Consider the following 16,664-nt stretch of genomic DNA (forward strand, 5'->3'; position numbering starts at 1 on the left):
GATTTTTGTTGGGGGGGGTGGGCGATGTGAACGATAACTCCAAAGCCCGCTCCTGCCCTCCCAACCCCCAGGAGGGGCGCCCTTTGGGCCGGAGGTGGCAGGAGCCACCGGAGGGCGACCGGAAGGCGACCGGCCGGGCGACCGGCCGACCGGCCGACCGACCGACCGCCAAGTACCTAGGTCGCCATGACACCCGACCGGAAGGGTTCGACGACCGCCATCCCCTCGCGCAGCACACGGTCGGCGAGCGCGGATGACGCCGGCAGGGAACCGGCCAACGCTTGGGCGAGACGGGATGCAGCACCCGGCACGTGGACCGGGACCAACGCCGACCAGAGCTGCTCCACGGTGTCACATGACGTGGTCGTCCCCGTCCGACCCGCCAGGACCCAGCCGTCGCCGGCCACCCGCACCAGCGGCCGACCGGGCAGGCCGGACGTGATCGCGTTGACCGTCTGTGCCACGAGCAGAAGGTCGCGCGTCGTCCGGACCGGCCCGAGAACCGCATCGGCGACGATGGTGCGGCCACACGCGCCGCACATCAGAGGTCCAGGATCCGAGCCGTCACGGCATCACGTCGCCGGAGTTGGGTCCAAGGGTCTGGCCGACGAACAGATTGCCGCCAGGATCGCTCGCGAGCAGCAGTGCAGTCGGCGCGACCTCGGCCGGCAGGCCGAACCTCCGCAGTGGCAGCTCCTTGCGTTTCGCTGCCTTCCAGTCCTCGGAGATCGCGTCCACGAGCGGCGTCTCGATAGGCCCCGGTGCGATGCAGTTGGCAAGCACGTTGTCGGCCGAGACCTCGAGGGCGAGCGCCTTGGTCATGCCGATCACGCCCGCCTTTGCCGCGCTGTAGTGGCTCAGGCCCATGCCGCCCTTGATGCCGAGCTGCGAGGAGATGTTGATGATCCGCCCCCACCGCTGCTGCCGCATGGGGCCGACGACCTCCCGGCAGCAGAGGAAGACGCCGGTGAGGTCCACCGAGATCGTCTCCGTCCACATCGAGAGCGTCATGTCCTCGAGGGGCGACTCGGTGAGCAGTCCTGCGCTGTTGACCAGCACGTCGATGGTTCCGATCCCGTCCCGGGCCTCCGCGAAGGCGTCCCGCACGCTCTCCTCGCGTGCGACGTCGACCTCGATGACCCCCGGCCCGGAGACCCGGTCCATCACCGCCACCCGATCGCCCTGGGCGGCGAACGCCTGGGCGATGGCCGCTCCGATGCCGCTGCCACCCCCGGTCACGACGACAGCCCGGGGCCTCGCGCCCGGGGAACCGAAGGCCCCGGGCCCCGCGCCACCGGACTCGGCGTCCCGGGGCCCCGCGCCGCGACCGTCAGGTCCCGTCGTCATGCGCGCATCTTGATGGTGAGGCCGCCGTCGACGACGAGCGACTGCCCGGTGACGTAGCGGGAGGCATCGGACGTGAGGAAACCGATCACGTCCGCGACCTCGTCCGGCCTGCCGACACGACCCCACGGGATGTCCTTGCCCGCCCGCTCGAGGCCCTCGGGGCCGAGGGAGTTGACGGGGTCGAGGGACTGCGGAGTCTCGATCAGGCCCGGGATCACCGCATTGGCGCGAATCTCCCGCGGCCCCAGCTCCGAGGCGACACTGCGGATGAGCCCGAGCACGCCCGACTTCGCCGCGGCGTAGTGGGCGTGTTCCTCCCACCCGTAGATGCCCCCGGCGATCGAGGACACGGCGACGAGCGCACCGGGTCCCGTCATCCGCTGGGACGCCGACCGGAGCGTACGGAGCACACCGGTCAGGTCGACGTCGAGCATCGCGTTCCAGAGGTCGTCGGTCAGGTCGTTGAGCGGGGCGTTGCGCAGGATGCCCGCATTCGCGACGGCGTAGTCGAGACGTCCGTACTCGTCCAGGGCACGCTGGGCGAAGGCGTCCACGGACTCCGTGGAACGCACGTCGACCTCGTGGATGACGGCATCGCCGCCCGCGGCCCGCACGCCGGAGAGGGTCTCCTCCGGATCGTGCGGGTCGCCGGGGAAGGTGCCGATGACGGTCCGGACATTCCTGCCCGCGTAGTGGACGGCGAGGGCGCGGCCGATACCGCTGGCGGCACCCGTGACGATGGCTACCTCAGACTGCTGCATGCGGTTCCTCGAGGGCCACGGCCGCGACGGGTCGCGCCGCGATCATCAGGACGCCGGAGAGCAGCGTGCCCACGGCTCCCACCCAGAGGGCGGCAGCACCGGTGCCGGCCTGCGTGGCGACGACCGTGAACAGCGCTCCGCCGATGATCGTGCCGGGCTGGCTCATGGCGCCGATGAACGCGAGGCCCGTGGCACGGCAGCTCACGGGGTAGCACTCGGCCATGAAGTACTGGATCGCGGCGTAGGGCCCCACCAGGAAGAACAGGCCGGTGCCGTACGTGAGGATGATGAGGAACGGGCTGGACACGAGCGGGCTCAGCATCACGGCGAACGACAGGCCCGAGATGATCCAGCCCACGATGATGGTCCGCTTGCGGCCGACCTTGTCGCCGATCCAGCCGTGGAACACGTAGCCGAAGTACGCGAGGAGGTTGATGACGATCAGCATCCAGAAGGCGTCCGACAGCTCGACGCCCTTGGCGTTGGCGAGCACCGACGTGCCGAGGACGCTGAAGATCGCGATGCCGAAGAAGTTGAGGATCCAGGCGAGCGAGAAGACGATCGTGTTGCGGCGGAACTCCGGCTCCCAGATGCGCTTCAGGGGTGACGTGGAGGAGTGCTCGACGCCGTAGGCACGTGCCAGCGCATGCGCCTCGTCGGTCTTGCCGCCCTTCTCGAGCTCGGTCAGCTTGTGGTGGAGTTCGAACTGCGGGGTCTCCTTCAGCTTCTTGCTGATGAGCAGGACGATGATGATCGCGGGGATCGTCGCCATGAGGTACAGCGCACGCCAGCCGAGGAGCGGCAGGAACACGAGGGCGAGGGCGCTCGCGAGGAGGAAGCCGAGCGGCCAGCCGCCCTGGATGAAGGAATAGTGGAAGCCCGGACGCTTGCGCTTCCGCTCGTCCTCCGTGACCTGGTAGACCTCGTTCATGTAGGTCGCGTTGACGGCCTGCTCCGAGAAGCCCAGCCCGCCGAAGGACCGGACGACGACGAGGAGCGAGTTGCTGATGACGCCGAGGCCGGCAGGGATGAAGGCCGTGACGCCCGAGACGATCGCGGTGCCGCCGACCGTCAGCATCATGCCCTTCCGGCGGCCCAGGCGGTCGATGACGGGGCCGATGCCGAAGCAGACGATCGCCGTTCCGACGGCGATCCAGGTATTGATGGCGTAGGCCTCGGGAGCGGTCCAGCCGAACTCCGACTGCATGGCCGGCAGGAGCGTGCCGAACAGGCCGTAGTCGAAGACGGCGACGGTCCAGGCGCACAGGGCGAGGACGGTCGCCGTGCTGGTCTTCTTCTTGGAGAATACGGGGAACTGCCGCTGCTCGTTCCCTGTCGGCGTCGAGAGATCGACGCCCGCCTCTTTGATGGACATCAGTTGGTTTCCTTTCGGGGGTTGCGTGCCAGGAACGAGTCGGCGATCTGGTCGAAGGTGTGCCAGGTGACGCCCTCGTGGGAGTTGAAGTGCTGGATGAGGCGCTCGAGCATGAGGAGGACCTGCGGCCGGCCCGAGACGTCGGGGTGGATCGTCATGGTGAAGACGGCGGAGTCCATCTCGGAATAGACCCAGTCGAACTGGTCCCGCCACATCTGCTCGATGTCGCGTGGATTGACGAATCCGTGCGAGTTGGGTGCTGCCTTGATGAACATCATCGGAGGCAGGTCGTCGAGGTACCAGTTCGCCGGGATCTCCACGAGGTCGGTCTCCTGCCCCCGGACGAGCGGCTTCATCCAGGCCTCGGCGGGCTTGGAGTAGTCGATCTTCGTCCAACTGTCGCCGACCCTCACGTAGTAGGGCTCGAAGTCGTTGTGCATGAGGGAGTGGTCGTACTTGATGCCTCGCTCGAGCAGGATCTCGTTGGTGATGGGGGAGAACTCCCACCACGGCGCGACGTACCCCGTGGGGCGGCGCCCCGAGACCTGCTCGATGAGCTCGATCGACCGGTCGAGGATTGCCGTCTCCTGTTCGCGGGTCATGGCGATCGGGTTCTCGTGCGAGTACCCGTGGACGCCGATCTCGTGCCCGGCGTCGACGATCATCCGGGTGAGGTCGGGGAAGGTCTCGAGCGAATGGCCCGGGACGAACCAGGTGGAGGGGAGGGAGTACTTCTCGAAGAGCCGGAGGATCCGCGGGCCGCCGACCTCCCCGCTGAAGAGTCCGCGGGAGATGTCGCAGGGCGAGTCCTCGCCGCCGTAGGAGCCGAGCATTCCGGCAACTGCATCGACGTCAACGCCGAAGGCGATCTGGATGTCTTTCGTCATGGGTCGGCCTTTCCTGGTGCGGGTAGGTTTCGGTTTCGGGAGAAACGGGGGAGAGAGCGGGAGAGGTGGTCAGTCGGGCGGAACGGGGGCCAGGAGGGCAGGGTCGCCCCGCTGGCGGATCTGGCGGACCACCTGATCGGTGGGTAGTCCGAGTGCGAGCAATGCCTGCAGGAGGGTGCGGGCCTGGGACGGTCGGAGCAGCCCGGATGGGACGGCCCCGACGTCCTCGAGCGTCCTGCCGCCGCCGGCTCCGTAGACGCCCCGCACGGGTCCCGCATGGACGCGGGTGCTGGTGACGACGACGACGCCGTCCTGCACGGCATCGCGGACGGCGTTGCTGAGCTCGGCATTGGCATTGCCGAGCCCGGTGGCTTCGAGGACGATCCCGCGGGCGCCGGCGGCCAGCGCCGCGGCGAACAGGGTCGCGTCGGCTCCCGGGTAGCAGGCGATGATGTCCACGCGGATGCCGGCGTCGGCCGGGGGGATGTCGAGCGGGGCCGGACGGCGGTGAGCCGGGCCCAGCAGAACCTCGCCGGTCGTCGTGACTGAGCCCGCCGACCCGAGGTCCGGATTCCCGAACGCCCGGAGCTTCGTCGTCTCGGTCTTCCGCGTCCCGGGCAGGGCGAAGACCTCGCCGTCGAACACGATCAGCGCACCCCTGCCCCGGGCATCGGACGACGCCGCGAGGGCGATCGCGGTCCGCAGGTTGGCCGGACCATCGGGGTCCGAGCTGTCGGCCGCGCGCTGGGCTCCCGTGAAGACGACAGGTCGGGGGTCGTCGTGGAGGAGGTCGGCGAGGTACGCGGTCTCCTCCATCGTGTCCGTGCCGTGCGTGACGACGATGCCGAGCGTCTCCGGGGCCTCGAGTGCGGCATGGACGGCCTCGCAGACGGCGAGCATGTCGTCGAAGGTGAGGAGGTAGGAGCCCTTCTGCATGAGGTCCACCACCTGGACGGCGACGGCGCTCGCTCCCGCTGCGGCCAGGACCGTGCCGCCCGCATCGGCTGCCAGCGTCGCGCCGTCCGCTGTGTCGGTCCGGGAGGCGATCGTGCCACCGGTCGCCAGGAGCACGACGTGCCCGGGGAGTGATTCCATCGGTGCTTCCTCCTTACCCAATCGTTTGGGCGAGCATTGCGGAAAGCAGGACTCTCAAAGATCTCAAGGGTTCTGCGGGAGTGCGACCTACGCGGAACTGGACGAAACCCAAACGTTTGGGTTGAATAGGAAAAACCATAGGATGTGACCTGCATCTCGTCAATGGATCGCCTGAGATTTCACGTAGCCGAAACAAATCACACGTAACGACGGAGGGGGAGAACGTGGATCCGACAGGTAGGGGGCGCGCAGCAGTCACTCTGAAGGACCTTGCCGCAGAGCTCGGCATCCATGTCTCGACGGTCTCGCGGGTGCTGCACTCGGAGTCGGAGGTGGCCCGGGGTGCGGCGTCGGCGGAGACCGCCCGGAAGGTGCGCGACCTCGCGAAGCTGAGGGGCTACTCGCCCGACCCGCAGGCGACGAGCCTACGGACCCGCCGTACGCGCGCCATCGGCGTCATCGTGCCGCGGCTCTCGGACATCGTCCTCGCGACCATGTACGAGGGCGTCGAGGAGGCCGCCGCGGAGAGCAACCATTCGACCTTCGTGATGAACTCCCACGACGACCTCGACGAGCAGCGCCGCAAGGCCGAGATCATGCTGGCGCGGCGGGTGGACGGGTTGATCCTCGGGGACGTCCATGCGGGCAGCAGCCTGGTGGACGACCTCGTGAAGCGCCACGTGCCCTTCGTCCTCATGAACCGCCGCTACCCGGGCTTCCCCTCGTCCACCTGCGACGACACGGGCGGAGGCCGGCTCGTGGCCGACCACCTGTGGAGCACGGGCCACCGCTCCGTCGCGATCATCGCCGGCGAGACCTATGCGAGCACGGGCGTGGACCGCACGGCCGGTTTCGTCGAGCGCTGGAACGAGCTGGGGGGAGACGTCCCGGCGGACCGCATCCTGCCCTCACGCTTCGACACCGAGGGTGGCCGCCAGGCCGGTGAGGAGCTGCTGCGCCGCGATGGTGAGGCCCCGACGGCGGTCTTCGCCGTCAACGACTTCGCCGCCATCGGGGCCATGGGCGCCTTCCGCGCCGCAGGACTCGTCGTCGGCCAGGACATCGCCGTCGTCGGGTTCAACGACACGTCCCTGGCCGCCCAGTTGCCCATCCCCCTGACCTCGGTGCGCTCGCCGATGCTCGAGATCGGGCGGTCCGCCGTCGGGATGCTCCGGCGCGTCATGGCCGGCGAGGACGTCGCATCGATGCGCCACCCGGCCGAACTCTTCGTGCGCGAGAGCAGCGAGTCGGGAGCCGTCGGCGCCAGGCGGGGCCTGCCGGTCGGCTGACCCGCAGGCCCGCCGCCTCACCCCCAGACGGCGCGCCGCACCTTCGCCGCGTCCGCCCGCGCTGCGAGCGCCTGCTCCATCGTCACGGGTTCGAAGTACGTCAGCGTCCCCGGGGCGCTCCGGGCGACGACGTCCATGTCGGCGCTGATGACCGTCGCCACCATCGCGTAGCCGCCGCCGGAGACGGCATCGCGGTGCAGCACGATCGGCTCCTTGCCGCCCGGCACCTGGATCGATCCGATGGCGTAGCCCGCGTCGACGATGTTCGAGGGGTCGGACCCGGCGCCGAAGGGCTGGACGCGCGGCTTCCACTCGAGGGACGGGCCGGAGTAGCGCAGCCCCATGCGGTCCGCCACGGGTGTCAGTTTCCAGGCCGTGCTGACGAGGGTCTCCATGCCCTCCGCGGTGAGGCGGTGGTCGTAGAGGCCGGGCAGGATCCTGACGGTCACCTCCTTCGCGTAGACGGGCCGCAGCTCCTCGGGGATGACGTCCCTGCGGGAAGGGGGAGCCGAGGGCGCCCCGACCGGGACCGTGTCGCCGGCCTTGAGGGTGCGCCCCTGGAAGCCGCCGAGGGCACCGAGCGTGTAGGTGCTGCGGCTGCCGAGGACCTCGGGCACGTCGATCCCGCCCTGGACGGCGATGTAGTAGCGCGTCCCGCCCGAGAGCATCCCGAAGGACACCTCGTCCCCGGCGGCCAGGGACAGCCGGGTCCACTGGTCCGCGGGTTCCCCGTTGATCCGCACCGCGACGGGCGCTCCCGCCACGGCGATGACCGCGTCGGCGTCGGTGGTGAACTTCGGCCCGAGATAGGCGCATTCGAGGACGGCGTCGCCGGCGGTGTTGCCCACCAGGGCGTTCGCCATCGAGGCGGAGAGCTGGTCCATGGCCCCGCCCTGCGGGATGCCGACGTTGTAGTGGCCGAACCGGCCCAGGTCCTGGACGGACGTGGCGAGGCCGGGTTCGAGGATGTCAAAGGCCATTGAGCTTCTCCAGAATGTCCCGGTTGTGCGCGGTGGGGTCGGTCAGTGCCTTCTGCAGGTCGAAGGTCACGGGGGTCTGGCGGTAGGTGAACGTCCCGGCGTCGACCTCCGCCTGGATCGCCGTGTACTCGTCCTCGTCGACGGGCTTGAACTTCACGATGTCGCCGGGTCGGAAGAAGATCATGAAGTCCGAGAAGTCCGAGAGCTTCTGCGCGGGGTCGAAGATCGGCGCCGCGGCGATACCGAACATCTGGTAGCCGCCGGCACCCCGCACCGAGTAGATGCAGGCGAAGCAGCCTCCGTGCCCCACGGTCAGCGGCGGGGTATCGGTGCGCGGGCTGAGGTACTTCGGGACCTCGAGCTGCTCCTCCTGCGGGACGATCTGGAACATGAACGGCAGACCGGCGACGAACCCCACCATGGACACGAGCCACGGCGACTCGTGGTGCTTCCGGATGAACTCCTGCGGGGAGGACAGGCCGTTCTCCTCCGCCGCGAAGTCCAGATCCGTCCCGTCGGGCCGCTGGTGGCCCTTGCGGAAGCGCGCACCGGTCTCGCGGGTGTAGGGGTCGTCGTACCAGACGGGGATCTCGATGATGCGGGTCTCGAGGGTCTGCTCGCTCAGCTGGGCGACCTCCTCCTCGACCTGACGGACGAGTGCCTCCAGCTGGTCCGGTGGGACCACGTCGGGATCGAAGCGCAGCAGGAGGGAGGCGTTCGCGGGGCAGATGTCCACGACGCCGTCGATCTCCCGCGCGGTGAGCCGGGCCGCCATCGCGTTCGCCTTGAAGTTGGCGGCGAGGCTCATGCTCTCGGAGATCTCGACGAAGAGGAATTCGTCGCCGCCCCACGTGTAGCGGGCGGCGTCGAGGTGCTGGGGTGCGTGGCTCATGCGTCAGCTCCGAGGAGGTCGGGGGTCGTCTCGATGAACTTCGAGTGGTGGGTGACGTCGCGCACCTCGGGCCGGTGGAGGACCGTCGACAGGAGCGGGAGGGTGGTCTTGACGCCCTCGATCCGCACCTCCGCGAGTGCCCGCGCCGACCGCTGGATGGCCTCGGTACGGGTCTCATCCCACACCACGAGCTTCGCGAGCAGCGAGTCGTAGAACGGCGCGACGGCGGATCCCGCGACGACGCCCGAGTCGATCCTCACCCCGGGCCCGCCCGGCCACTCGAGGCGCGCCAGGGTGCCGGGGCTCGGCATGAACCCCTGCGAGGGGTCCTCGGCGTTGATGCGGAATTCGAAGGCATGGCCCCGGAAGGTGATGTCCTCCTGGCTGAGCCGCAGGCGGCCCGTGGACGCGACCAACAGCTGTTCCCGGATGAGGTCGATGCCGGTCACCATCTCCGTGACCGGATGCTCCACCTGGAGTCGGGTGTTCATCTCGATGAAGGCGGCCTGCCCGCGGTCCGGGTCGTAGAGGAACTCGACGGTGCCGAGGCCCGCGTAGCCGCACTGGCGGCCGAGCTCGATGGAGGAGGCGCGGATGGTGTCGCGGACGTCGTCGGGCAGGTCGGGAGCAGGGGCCTCCTCGATGATCTTCTGCTGGCGGCGCTGCAGCGAGCAGTCCCGGTCGCCGAGGTGGATCACGCGTTCGCCGTCGCCGAGGATCTGCACCTCGACATGGCGTGCGCGGGAGACGAACAGCTCGAGGTACACCGCGGGGTCGCCGAAGGCCGCCTGCGCCTCGGCGCGGGCGACGTCGAGGGTCGGGACGAGGTCCTCCTCCTGCGTCACCAGGCGGATGCCGCGGCCACCACCGCCGGCGGACGCCTTGACCACGAGGGGGTAGCCGATCTCCCGTGCGATGGGGAGGGGGTCGACGTCGGGGTCCAGGGCGCCGTCGCTCCCTGGCAGGGTCGGCACGCCGGCGTCCTCCGCGGCCTGCCGTGCACGGGACTTGTTGCCCATGAGTTCGATGGCGTCGGGGGAGGGGCCCACCCAGGTGATGCCGGCGTCGAGCACGGAACGGGCGAAGCGCGCGTTCTCGGAGAGGAAACCGTACCCGGGGTGGAGCGCGTCGCACCCGGAGGCCGCAGCGAGAACCGCGGCCCCGTCGAGGTAGCTCTTCGCGGCCGGCGCCGGGCCGATCACCCGGACCTCGTCGGCGAGCGATGCGGCGTAGGAATCGGCGTCCGGCTCGCTCGCGGCGAGGACGGTCTCCAGTCCCAGTTCCCGGGCGGCGCGGATGACGCGGACGGCGATCTCCCCGCGGTTCGCGATCAGGAGGCGTTCCATCGGCTAGCCCTCGGACACGGTGGCGATGACGTCACCGGGGTTCACGGTCCCGCCGTCGTCGACGGCGAAGCTCTCGAGCGTGCCGGACGCGTCGCTGCGGATCTCGGAGAACTGCTTCATGATCTCCACCACCCCGATGGTCTGGCCCGCCTCGATGGCGTCGCCCTCGTTCGCGTAGGGGTCCTTGTCCGGTCCGGGCTTGCGGTAGAAGATGCCGGGCAGTGGGGAGACGATGTCGGCCACGGGGGTCCTTTCGGGTGGGGTGGAAGCTGGAAGGTCAGAGGGAATCGAGGGCGGAGCGGACTGCCGCCGCCACCTCGGGGGAGTTGGGGGCGTCGGAGTGCACGCAGATGCTGTCGAACGGGATGGTGAGCAGCGTCCCGTCGGAGGCCTCGACGACGCCGTCCGTGAGGGCGCGCGTCACGCGGCGTGCCGCCGCGGCGGGGTCCGTCGGCTCCGGCCGGCGCTGGATGAGGAGTTCGCCGGCGGGCCCGTAGTTGAGGTCCACGTACAGTTCGGCCACGAAGGGCACCCCGAGTTCCTCGCAGACGCTCTGGTGGGCGGTGCCGGCGATCCCGTAGACGGCGACGTCGAAGAGCTGCGCCACCCGGGCTGCACCCCTCATGAGGTCCGCGTCGCGGGCCAGCATGCCGTAGAGGGAGCCGTGGGGCTTGATGTGGTTGAGGGCGGCGCCCTCGCGCCGCAGGAAGGCGCTGAGCGCACCCACCTGGTAGAGCATCAGGTGCTCCACCTCCTGCGGGGACAGCTTCATCTCGCGCCGCCCGAACCCCACGAGGTCAGGGAGCCCGGGATGCGCGCCGATCAGCACGCCTTTCGCGTGCGCCGCGGCGACCGTCTCCGCCATCGTGTCGGGGTCTCCCGAGTGGAAACCGCAGGCCACGTTGATGGCGTCCACGGTCTCGAGGAGGGCAGGATCGTTGCCGAAGGAATGCAGCCCGAGCGACTCGCCCATGTCCGAATTGATGCTCGGCGTCCCGCGCCGGTTTGTGACGTCCGTCATGCGACAACCCTAGGGATCGTCCGCGGGTGGATATAGTGGGCGCTCGCCCTCGCTTCTCCCCCCTCGGGGTGCACCTGCACACAGGAGGACCCATGATCGTCGCCGATCTGCTGGCCGCTGATGCCCTTCAACTGCGCCTCCACACGCCGTCGTCGGTGGAGCGGCTGGGCTGGGACATCAGCTGGTGCGCCCCAGCTGAGACCATCGATCCGACGCCGTTCCTCAGCAGCAACGTCGTCCTGCTGACCAACGGGATCGGGCTGAACATCGAGGACCAGCGGACCTGGACCGCCTACGTGGAGCGGCTCCTCCGCGTGCGGGTGGCCGCCATCGCCTTCGGCACCGGGACGGCGCACCGGCTCATCCCGCCCGGGCTCGTCCGGGCGGCGACGGCCCTCGACGTGCCCCTCCTGGAGATCCCCCAGTCCGTCCCCTTCCTGCAGGTCCATCGCCACGTGACGAACGTGCTCGAGGTGGAGCGCTTCACCGCCGTCAACAGATCCTGGGCGCTGGCGCAGGAGTGTGCGCAGCTCGCGGCCTCCGGCTCGCACCTGCAGGTGGTGCTCGACGCCGCCGCGCAGGCGGCCGAGGGCACCCTCGCCATCGTCGACGCGGCGGGCGTGGTCATCGCGCGCTCGCCGGCGGCGTCGGTCTGGACCGCCGCGGACCTCACGGACGTTCCGGGCACCGGTCAGGGCAGCATCCCCCTTCCCATGGGCAGCGGCGACTCGTTCCAGCTGATCGTGCGGGAGGCGACGTCGGACCACCCTGTGGCGACGCTGCTCGCGCCGGCCGCGTCGATCATCGCCGTGCAGCTGCAGACCGCGCTCCACACCACCACGCACAAGGAACGCGAACTCGAGACCCTCCTCGACCAGGTGCCCGACTGGGCCGGCGTCGCCCTCGAGGAGTTCACCTCGACCTTCCGGTCCACCGGGCTCAGCGTCGACGAGCCCACGCTCGTGCTGGCCGCGACCGCCGGCCGCCGGAACCTCTCCAACGCCTGGCGGATCCGCCTCCTGCTGCAGTCCCGGTTCCTCGACGTGCGCGTGCAGGTCCGGGCGGGCATCCTCTACGCCTTCGCCCAGGGTCCGCTCGACGGCGCGGACGCCGAAGGGGCCGCTGCCGGGTTCCTCGCAGCGTGTGCCCGGGAGCTGCCGCACCAGCCCCTCGTGCTCAAGGGACCCTGCCACAGCATCGACGAACTGCGCCTGGGGATCCACCAGGCGGGGACGATGGTCGGGGAGGTCCGGACGTCCGTGCGCGCACCGGATCTCGGCATCCGCGCACTCATCGCGTCGACGGCCTCCTCCGGTGCCCGCGCCGGCGCCCACCGGCTCCTGGCGCCGGTCCTCGCGTACGACGACGCCCACGCCGTGGACCTGCTCGGAACACTGGAGGCGTTCCTCGAGCACGATGCGCAGCCCGGACGGACGGCGGCGAAGCTGTTCATCCACCGCAACACGCTGGCCCAGCGGCTCGGGAAGCTCGAGGGCCTGCTGCGGGTGTCCCTCACGTCGCTCGAGGGCCAGGCCACCTGCCTCATGGCGCTGCAGATCCTGCGGTCCGAGGCCCTGCCGTCGTCGGGCCGTCCCGCGGTGTCCTTGGTCGACCGCCGCTGACAGATCCATCGCCGTCGTGCCGTGCCGACCCCGGAACGACGACGGCCCCGCCCGCCGCCCGAGGGGCAGCAGGCGGGGCCGAGGGGATCAGGACCTAGGAGGTCTCGATGTCCTTCGTCGCGAAGTCGAACCGGAAGGTCACCGTGGTGTCGGAGAGCAGGTGCAGTTCGTGGTTGGCGCCGTCGCGCACGCCGAAGCGGCCGTAGTTCTCCTCCCACGAGCCGTTGACGAGGATCTTGAACTGGTAGGTGCCGGCCGGCAGCTCGAGGGTCTGCAGCCAGACGTTCCCTGTGGCGTCGTAGGTCAGCTGCAGTTCGCGGAGGTCGGAGCTCCAGTGCCCGGCCTCGCCGAACAGCGGATCGAAGTCGCCGGAGAGGGCGACCGACTGGGGCTGGTCGTGCCAGGCGTCGTCGGAAGGAGCCTCATCGGACGCAGCGGCGGACGATGCGGCATCGGGAACCAGCTCGAGCGTCGGCGTGACGTCCGGGGGCGTGGGGTCCTCGGCGAGCGCGGCCTTTGCCTGGGCGACCTCGGTCGGATCGACCTCGACCTCGGCGGCCTGCGCTGCCTGGGCCTCCTCGCCGAGCTGCTCGGGGGCAGTGGGTGCGTGCACGGGAGCGTCGGGAGCCGTCTCGGGGACCGGGGCGCCGCTGATCATCGCGTTGACGAAGTGGTCGGAGTCGGTGAAGGCGCGGACTGCACGGACGCCCTCGTCCGTGGCGGTCCAGCCGCTGCGGCCCTTGACGAGCCAGCCGGCCTTGACGAGCTTCGACGTCGCCGTCGTCAGGGCCTTGAAGCCGCGCGGGACTCCGCCGGCCAGGAGTTCGGATTCCTTGTCGTCGAACGGGACCTCGGCCACGGCCTGCGCCATCAGTTCACTGGGGGCGACGACGGTGCCCGCGGCCTGGTGGGCGGCGAGCAGGGCGAGGGTGGTGCGCAGTCGGTCGTTGGTGCTGTTCCGGGGGGCCATGGCGGTCTCCTTCGTGGGGCGGGCGGCAATCTGCCGTTCTGTCCCTGCAGATCTCCGACCTGGCGGAGGACATCCCACGGGATGGATTCCTCCCCGGGCGGGCTCGACGGTGCTGGGGACTGCGGACGACAGCACCCTGACTTTAGCCGAGTCCTGCACATTGCGGCTATTGTGCGCTGAATGACGTCCCCTGCCCGCACCTCGCCGGTCCGCACCTCGCCGGTCCGTTCAGTCGCCCGCGTGGTGCTCGGGGCCTTCCTCCTGTTCGCGGGTGCCGCCCATCTGACGTTCGCGCGGTCGGAGTTCGCTGCGCAGGTCCCCGCCTGGCTGCCGCTCGACACGGATCTCGTAGTCGTGGCGTCCGGCGTCGTCGAACTGGTGCTCGGCGCCGCGCTGGTGTTCGCCGGCAGGCACCGCGTGCTCGTCGGCTGGGTGGTCGCGGCGTTCTTCGTCGCGGTCTTCCCCGGCAACATCGCCCAGTACGTCGACGGTGTGAGCGCGTTCGGCCTCGATACCGACACCTCCCGGCTCATCCGCCTCTTCTTCCAGCCCGTCCTGGTGCTGTGGGCGCTGTGGTCGACGGCGGCCTGGCGGGACCGGCCGTCGCGCTGACCTGTTCGGTGGGCGGCTCAGCCCGGTAGGCCGCGGGATCCGATGCCTTTCCGGAGCCAGAATGCGAGATCCGCGTCGTCGGCGATCCTCGGGCCCGGCACGGTCAGCCAACCCTTGCCCATCGGGCGGTCGCCGCCCATCTGCGCGGGTACCCCGCCGCGTGCGAGCAGCTCGTCGTACTCGGCGGGATCGGTGCGGACGAGCAGGTCACCGTCCCGACCGGCGCCGACCGCCAGTCGGTCGTCGACCAGAAAGGACTGGAGGCCGAACATCCGTACCTCGCGCACGTTCCCGTGCGAGGCCAGGAGGTCCCGGAGCCGCTGGGCAAGGGTGTCACGGGGATCCGGGGTGTCCACTGTCGCTCCTTCGCTCGGGGTACACGCCGAATATGGTGGCGCCGCGAGGCCCTGTCAAGGGTCGGGACGGCGGCGCGCCTGCTCGGAGGCCACCCGCCGGCCCGGCGCTGGGAGCCATGCAACTGCTCATCCTGAGCGCAGCCAACCGAGGCGCCAACAGGCGCCCACCAGGTGCCGCGCGCGCGTCGAAGCCCCGGTGAGGCCGCGCTCCTGTCGAGGCCTATCCCGTCAGTGCCGGGTGCCAGTAGCGTTCCTCGAGCTGACGGTCGATGCCCTTGCGCCGTGCCCTGCTCGCCAGCAGGCGGAACACGGGCATCATCATCCGGTCCCGGCCGACGAGATGGACGTCGGAGTCCACGATGATCAACGCCCCGTGGGAGAGATTCTTCGGGCGTCCATCGGGGTGCGTCATGCCGTCGGAGGCCATGTTCTGCAGCACCGCGAGCCATTTCTCGAACGGCGGGTCCGCGGGCCGGACCTCGACGAGGAACCGCACCCTGTGCTCGCTGGCGTTCTGCCACTGATGGACAGCCCTCAAGGGCACCGTGGCATCCTCGCCCGGCTTCTGTTGGCGGCCCACACCATTGATCTGAAGGTCGATAGATCCCTCCAGCAGATGGAAGGTCTCCTCGTAGCGTGTGTGGAAGTGCGGGAACACGCGGTAGCCCGGGGAGGAATCGCTGTAGAGCAGGCTGAACTCCCCGCCGGTGTCCTCACCGGTCCGGATCCACGCGATCTCGTTGTCCTGCACCGTATCGCGGTAGACCGTTCGGTCCGCGCGCATCTGGGTGATCTGGTCCTCAGTCCACTTCATGGCCCCTCCGTTGCTGCGCTGTACTCGGTGACCAGGGTGATGCGGCGGAGCGCAGTGATCCTCGAGAACGCCTGATCCGAGCTTGATTCTGTTGTCACATGCTGGTGACTGTGATGTCCGGCCGTCATGGCGCCGGGCGACTGGTTCCTTCGTGAGGCCCGCGATGAGGCCATCAGTGTCCTGCCGCCTGTGATCGTCGTCAAGATCGTGGCGGTCCGCCGGAACCCCTGCTCCGCGCTGCCCGAAGCAGTGACGGCGAGGATTGCTGGGTCCTAGACCGTTCGAGGCGAGCAGCGGTCCTCGAGCTCAGTCACCCATGAGGTTGTCGAACCGGCGGCACCGGTGCCGCTGCTGATCAAGGACGACCGAGTCCGACCGTCCGATGCCCGGCACAGTATGTGCCGGGCATCGTCCATGCCACGAGGTGCTGCCGGACCCTCAGTTCCGCTTGGCCGTGACCAGCAGGTACTCCCAGTCCACGGCGGTGCTGCCCGTGCCGGCGCTGAACCGGGTGACGAGCGCCGTCAGGTCGGCGTCGAGCGCTGCCGCCTTCTCCGCATCGTCGCCGATGAACTTGTAGACGCTGATCGTGGGCCCGTACTTGGACTTGAAGTAGTTCACGAACTCCTCCGGCGACCCGAACTGGTTCACCCGCACGACCCGCCGCTCGGCCCGCAGATCCTTCACCTGGCCCTCGAGGAGCGACCGGACGTGGTCCTCGTTGCCCCACAGCGGCGGAGGCTGCGCCCCGGGAGGCGGCGGCGGTGCGTAGGGCTTCATCGTGGCGAACATCTGCCCGATGAATCCCTCCGGCGTCCAGTTGATCAGGCCGATGCTGCCGCCCGACCGGCAGACCCGTGCCAGCTCATTGGCCGTGAGCTGGTGATGGGGTGCGAACATGACGCCCACACACGACATCACGGTGTCGAAGGACCCCGAGTCGAAGGGGAGGGCCTCGGCGTCGGCAACGCGCCAGTCGAGGGTCACACCGCGCTGCTGCGCAATCTGTTGCCCGATGTCGAGGAGTTCGGGCGTCAGGTCCGACGCCGTGACGGTCGCCCCGCGCTCCGCCGCGGGGATGGCTGCGTTGCCCGTCCCGGCCGCGACGTCGAGGACGTGCTGCCCGCGGGTGATGCCGAGCGCGCCGACGAGGTCCACGCCGAGGCTCGGGATGATGTCGGACGCAACGGAGGCGTAGTCGCCCTGCGCCCACATGGCGCGGTGTTTGGCCTTCAGCGCCCGGTCCGCGTCGGTGGTGGTGGTCGTATCGGTCATGGTGGTTCCTGTTCCTGTGCTG

The 16,664-nt window shown here is 69.7% G+C and carries 18 protein-coding genes; 3 read left to right on the forward strand and 15 right to left on the reverse strand.

Annotated features, from left to right (window positions below; genetic code table 11):
* Nucleotides 1-176: 176 nt before the first annotated feature.
* From ACX80K_RS11095 to ACX80K_RS11120, 6 genes are all read right to left on the reverse strand, one after another.
* A complete protein-coding gene (locus ACX80K_RS11095) occupies nt 177-464 on the reverse strand; it encodes a hypothetical protein (protein ID WP_459271932.1) in 288 nt (95 codons plus the stop codon).
* A gap of 100 nt (nt 465-564) precedes the next feature.
* The gene (locus ACX80K_RS11100) at nt 565-1,347 is read right to left on the reverse strand and encodes an SDR family oxidoreductase (RefSeq protein ID WP_459271933.1); all 783 of its coding nucleotides are present in this window, start codon (nt 1,345-1,347) and stop codon (nt 565-567) included.
* The gene (locus tag ACX80K_RS11105; RefSeq protein ID WP_104180916.1) at nt 1,344-2,108 is read right to left on the reverse strand and encodes an SDR family NAD(P)-dependent oxidoreductase; all 765 of its coding nucleotides are present in this window, start codon (nt 2,106-2,108) and stop codon (nt 1,344-1,346) included. The genes ACX80K_RS11100 and ACX80K_RS11105 overlap by 4 nt, the downstream gene beginning before the upstream one ends.
* Entirely contained in the window at nt 2,095-3,483 is a 1,389-nt protein-coding gene (locus ACX80K_RS11110) for an MFS transporter (RefSeq protein ID WP_459271934.1), read from the reverse strand. The genes ACX80K_RS11105 and ACX80K_RS11110 overlap by 14 nt, the downstream gene beginning before the upstream one ends.
* A complete protein-coding gene (locus tag ACX80K_RS11115; RefSeq protein ID WP_459271935.1) occupies nt 3,483-4,370 on the reverse strand; it encodes a polysaccharide deacetylase family protein in 888 nt (295 codons plus the stop codon). The genes ACX80K_RS11110 and ACX80K_RS11115 overlap by 1 nt, the downstream gene beginning before the upstream one ends.
* A 69-nt stretch (nt 4,371-4,439) precedes the next feature.
* Nucleotides 4,440-5,465 carry an asparaginase gene (locus ACX80K_RS11120; protein ID WP_459271936.1) on the reverse strand — a complete coding sequence of 342 codons (1,026 nt, stop codon included), beginning with the start codon at nt 5,463-5,465 and terminating at the stop codon, nt 4,440-4,442.
* Between the two features lie 224 nt (nt 5,466-5,689).
* On the opposite strand from ACX80K_RS11120, the gene ACX80K_RS11125 reads away from it, so the two are divergent.
* Nucleotides 5,690-6,754 (forward strand): LacI family DNA-binding transcriptional regulator, encoded by a 1,065-nt coding sequence (locus tag ACX80K_RS11125; protein WP_459271937.1) that lies wholly within the window; start codon nt 5,690-5,692, stop codon nt 6,752-6,754.
* A gap of 17 nt (nt 6,755-6,771) precedes the next feature.
* On the opposite strand, the gene ACX80K_RS11130 is transcribed toward ACX80K_RS11125, so the two are convergent.
* From ACX80K_RS11130 to pxpA, 5 genes are read right to left on the reverse strand one after another with little or no spacing between them, the layout of a single operon-like run.
* A complete protein-coding gene (locus ACX80K_RS11130; protein ID WP_459271938.1) occupies nt 6,772-7,734 on the reverse strand; it encodes a 5-oxoprolinase subunit C family protein in 963 nt (320 codons plus the stop codon).
* Entirely contained in the window at nt 7,724-8,626 is a 903-nt protein-coding gene (locus ACX80K_RS11135; protein ID WP_459271939.1) for a 5-oxoprolinase subunit B family protein, read from the reverse strand. The genes ACX80K_RS11130 and ACX80K_RS11135 overlap by 11 nt, the downstream gene beginning before the upstream one ends.
* Nucleotides 8,623-9,972 (reverse strand): acetyl-CoA carboxylase biotin carboxylase subunit, encoded by a 1,350-nt coding sequence (locus ACX80K_RS11140; RefSeq protein WP_459271940.1) that lies wholly within the window; start codon nt 9,970-9,972, stop codon nt 8,623-8,625. The genes ACX80K_RS11135 and ACX80K_RS11140 overlap by 4 nt, the downstream gene beginning before the upstream one ends.
* Before the next feature lie 3 nt (nt 9,973-9,975).
* Entirely contained in the window at nt 9,976-10,215 is a 240-nt protein-coding gene (locus ACX80K_RS11145; RefSeq protein WP_104168640.1) for an acetyl-CoA carboxylase, read from the reverse strand.
* 34 nt (nt 10,216-10,249) lie between these two features.
* Complete coding sequence (gene pxpA / locus ACX80K_RS11150) at nt 10,250-10,993, reverse strand: 5-oxoprolinase subunit PxpA (RefSeq protein ID WP_459271941.1); 744 nt, start codon at nt 10,991-10,993, stop codon at nt 10,250-10,252.
* Between the two features lie 92 nt (nt 10,994-11,085).
* Here pxpA and ACX80K_RS11155 point away from each other — a divergent pair, with 92 nt between their 5' ends.
* Complete coding sequence (locus ACX80K_RS11155) at nt 11,086-12,615, forward strand: helix-turn-helix domain-containing protein (RefSeq protein WP_459271942.1); 1,530 nt, start codon at nt 11,086-11,088, stop codon at nt 12,613-12,615.
* A gap of 94 nt (nt 12,616-12,709) precedes the next feature.
* Here the strand turns inward: ACX80K_RS11155 and ACX80K_RS11160 are convergent, their stop codons facing one another.
* Nucleotides 12,710-13,585: a pullulanase X25 domain-containing protein gene (locus tag ACX80K_RS11160; protein WP_459271943.1), complete on the reverse strand. Its 876-nt coding sequence runs from the start codon at nt 13,583-13,585 to the stop codon at nt 12,710-12,712.
* A 180-nt stretch (nt 13,586-13,765) separates the two neighbouring features.
* Here ACX80K_RS11160 and ACX80K_RS11165 point away from each other — a divergent pair, with 180 nt between their 5' ends.
* Nucleotides 13,766-14,197, forward strand: coding sequence for a DoxX family protein (locus ACX80K_RS11165; protein WP_459271944.1), 432 nt, complete (start codon nt 13,766-13,768; stop codon nt 14,195-14,197).
* A 17-nt stretch (nt 14,198-14,214) separates the two neighbouring features.
* Here ACX80K_RS11165 and ACX80K_RS11170 read toward each other — a convergent pair whose 3' ends face one another.
* The 3 genes from ACX80K_RS11170 to ACX80K_RS11180 form a co-directional block, all read right to left on the reverse strand.
* Entirely contained in the window at nt 14,215-14,553 is a 339-nt protein-coding gene (locus tag ACX80K_RS11170; RefSeq protein WP_459271945.1) for a TfoX/Sxy family protein, read from the reverse strand.
* A 220-nt stretch (nt 14,554-14,773) separates the two neighbouring features.
* Entirely contained in the window at nt 14,774-15,367 is a 594-nt protein-coding gene (locus ACX80K_RS11175) for a cupin domain-containing protein (protein WP_459271946.1), read from the reverse strand.
* Between the two features lie 438 nt (nt 15,368-15,805).
* Entirely contained in the window at nt 15,806-16,642 is an 837-nt protein-coding gene (locus ACX80K_RS11180) for a class I SAM-dependent methyltransferase (RefSeq protein ID WP_459271947.1), read from the reverse strand.
* Nucleotides 16,643-16,664 lie beyond the last annotated feature (22 nt).

It is taken from the genome of Arthrobacter sorbitolis, assembly GCF_054510995.1.

Excerpts from the sequence above, each read along its gene's own strand:
- ACX80K_RS11100 (WP_459271933.1), bottom strand. The coding sequence starts at position 1,347 with ATGACGACGGGACCTGACGGTCGCGGCGCGGGGCCCCGGGACGCCGAG.
- ACX80K_RS11105 (WP_104180916.1), bottom strand. The coding sequence starts at position 2,108 with ATGCAGCAGTCTGAGGTAGCCATCGTCACGGGTGCCGCCAGCGGTATC.
- ACX80K_RS11110 (WP_459271934.1), bottom strand. The coding sequence starts at position 3,483 with ATGTCCATCAAAGAGGCGGGCGTCGATCTCTCGACGCCGACAGGGAAC.
- ACX80K_RS11115 (WP_459271935.1), bottom strand. The coding sequence starts at position 4,370 with ATGACGAAAGACATCCAGATCGCCTTCGGCGTTGACGTCGATGCAGTT.
- ACX80K_RS11120 (WP_459271936.1), bottom strand. The coding sequence starts at position 5,465 with ATGGAATCACTCCCCGGGCACGTCGTGCTCCTGGCGACCGGTGGCACG.
- ACX80K_RS11130 (WP_459271938.1), bottom strand. The coding sequence starts at position 7,734 with ATGGCCTTTGACATCCTCGAACCCGGCCTCGCCACGTCCGTCCAGGAC.
- ACX80K_RS11135 (WP_459271939.1), bottom strand. The coding sequence starts at position 8,626 with ATGAGCCACGCACCCCAGCACCTCGACGCCGCCCGCTACACGTGGGGC.
- ACX80K_RS11140 (WP_459271940.1), bottom strand. The coding sequence starts at position 9,972 with ATGGAACGCCTCCTGATCGCGAACCGCGGGGAGATCGCCGTCCGCGTC.
- pxpA (WP_459271941.1), bottom strand. The coding sequence starts at position 10,993 with ATGACGGACGTCACAAACCGGCGCGGGACGCCGAGCATCAATTCGGAC.
- ACX80K_RS11155 (WP_459271942.1), top strand. The coding sequence starts at position 11,086 with ATGATCGTCGCCGATCTGCTGGCCGCTGATGCCCTTCAACTGCGCCTC.
- ACX80K_RS11160 (WP_459271943.1), bottom strand. The coding sequence starts at position 13,585 with ATGGCCCCCCGGAACAGCACCAACGACCGACTGCGCACCACCCTCGCC.
- ACX80K_RS11165 (WP_459271944.1), top strand. The coding sequence starts at position 13,766 with ATGACGTCCCCTGCCCGCACCTCGCCGGTCCGCACCTCGCCGGTCCGT.
- ACX80K_RS11175 (WP_459271946.1), bottom strand. The coding sequence starts at position 15,367 with ATGAAGTGGACTGAGGACCAGATCACCCAGATGCGCGCGGACCGAACG.
- ACX80K_RS11180 (WP_459271947.1), bottom strand. The coding sequence starts at position 16,642 with ATGACCGATACGACCACCACCACCGACGCGGACCGGGCGCTGAAGGCC.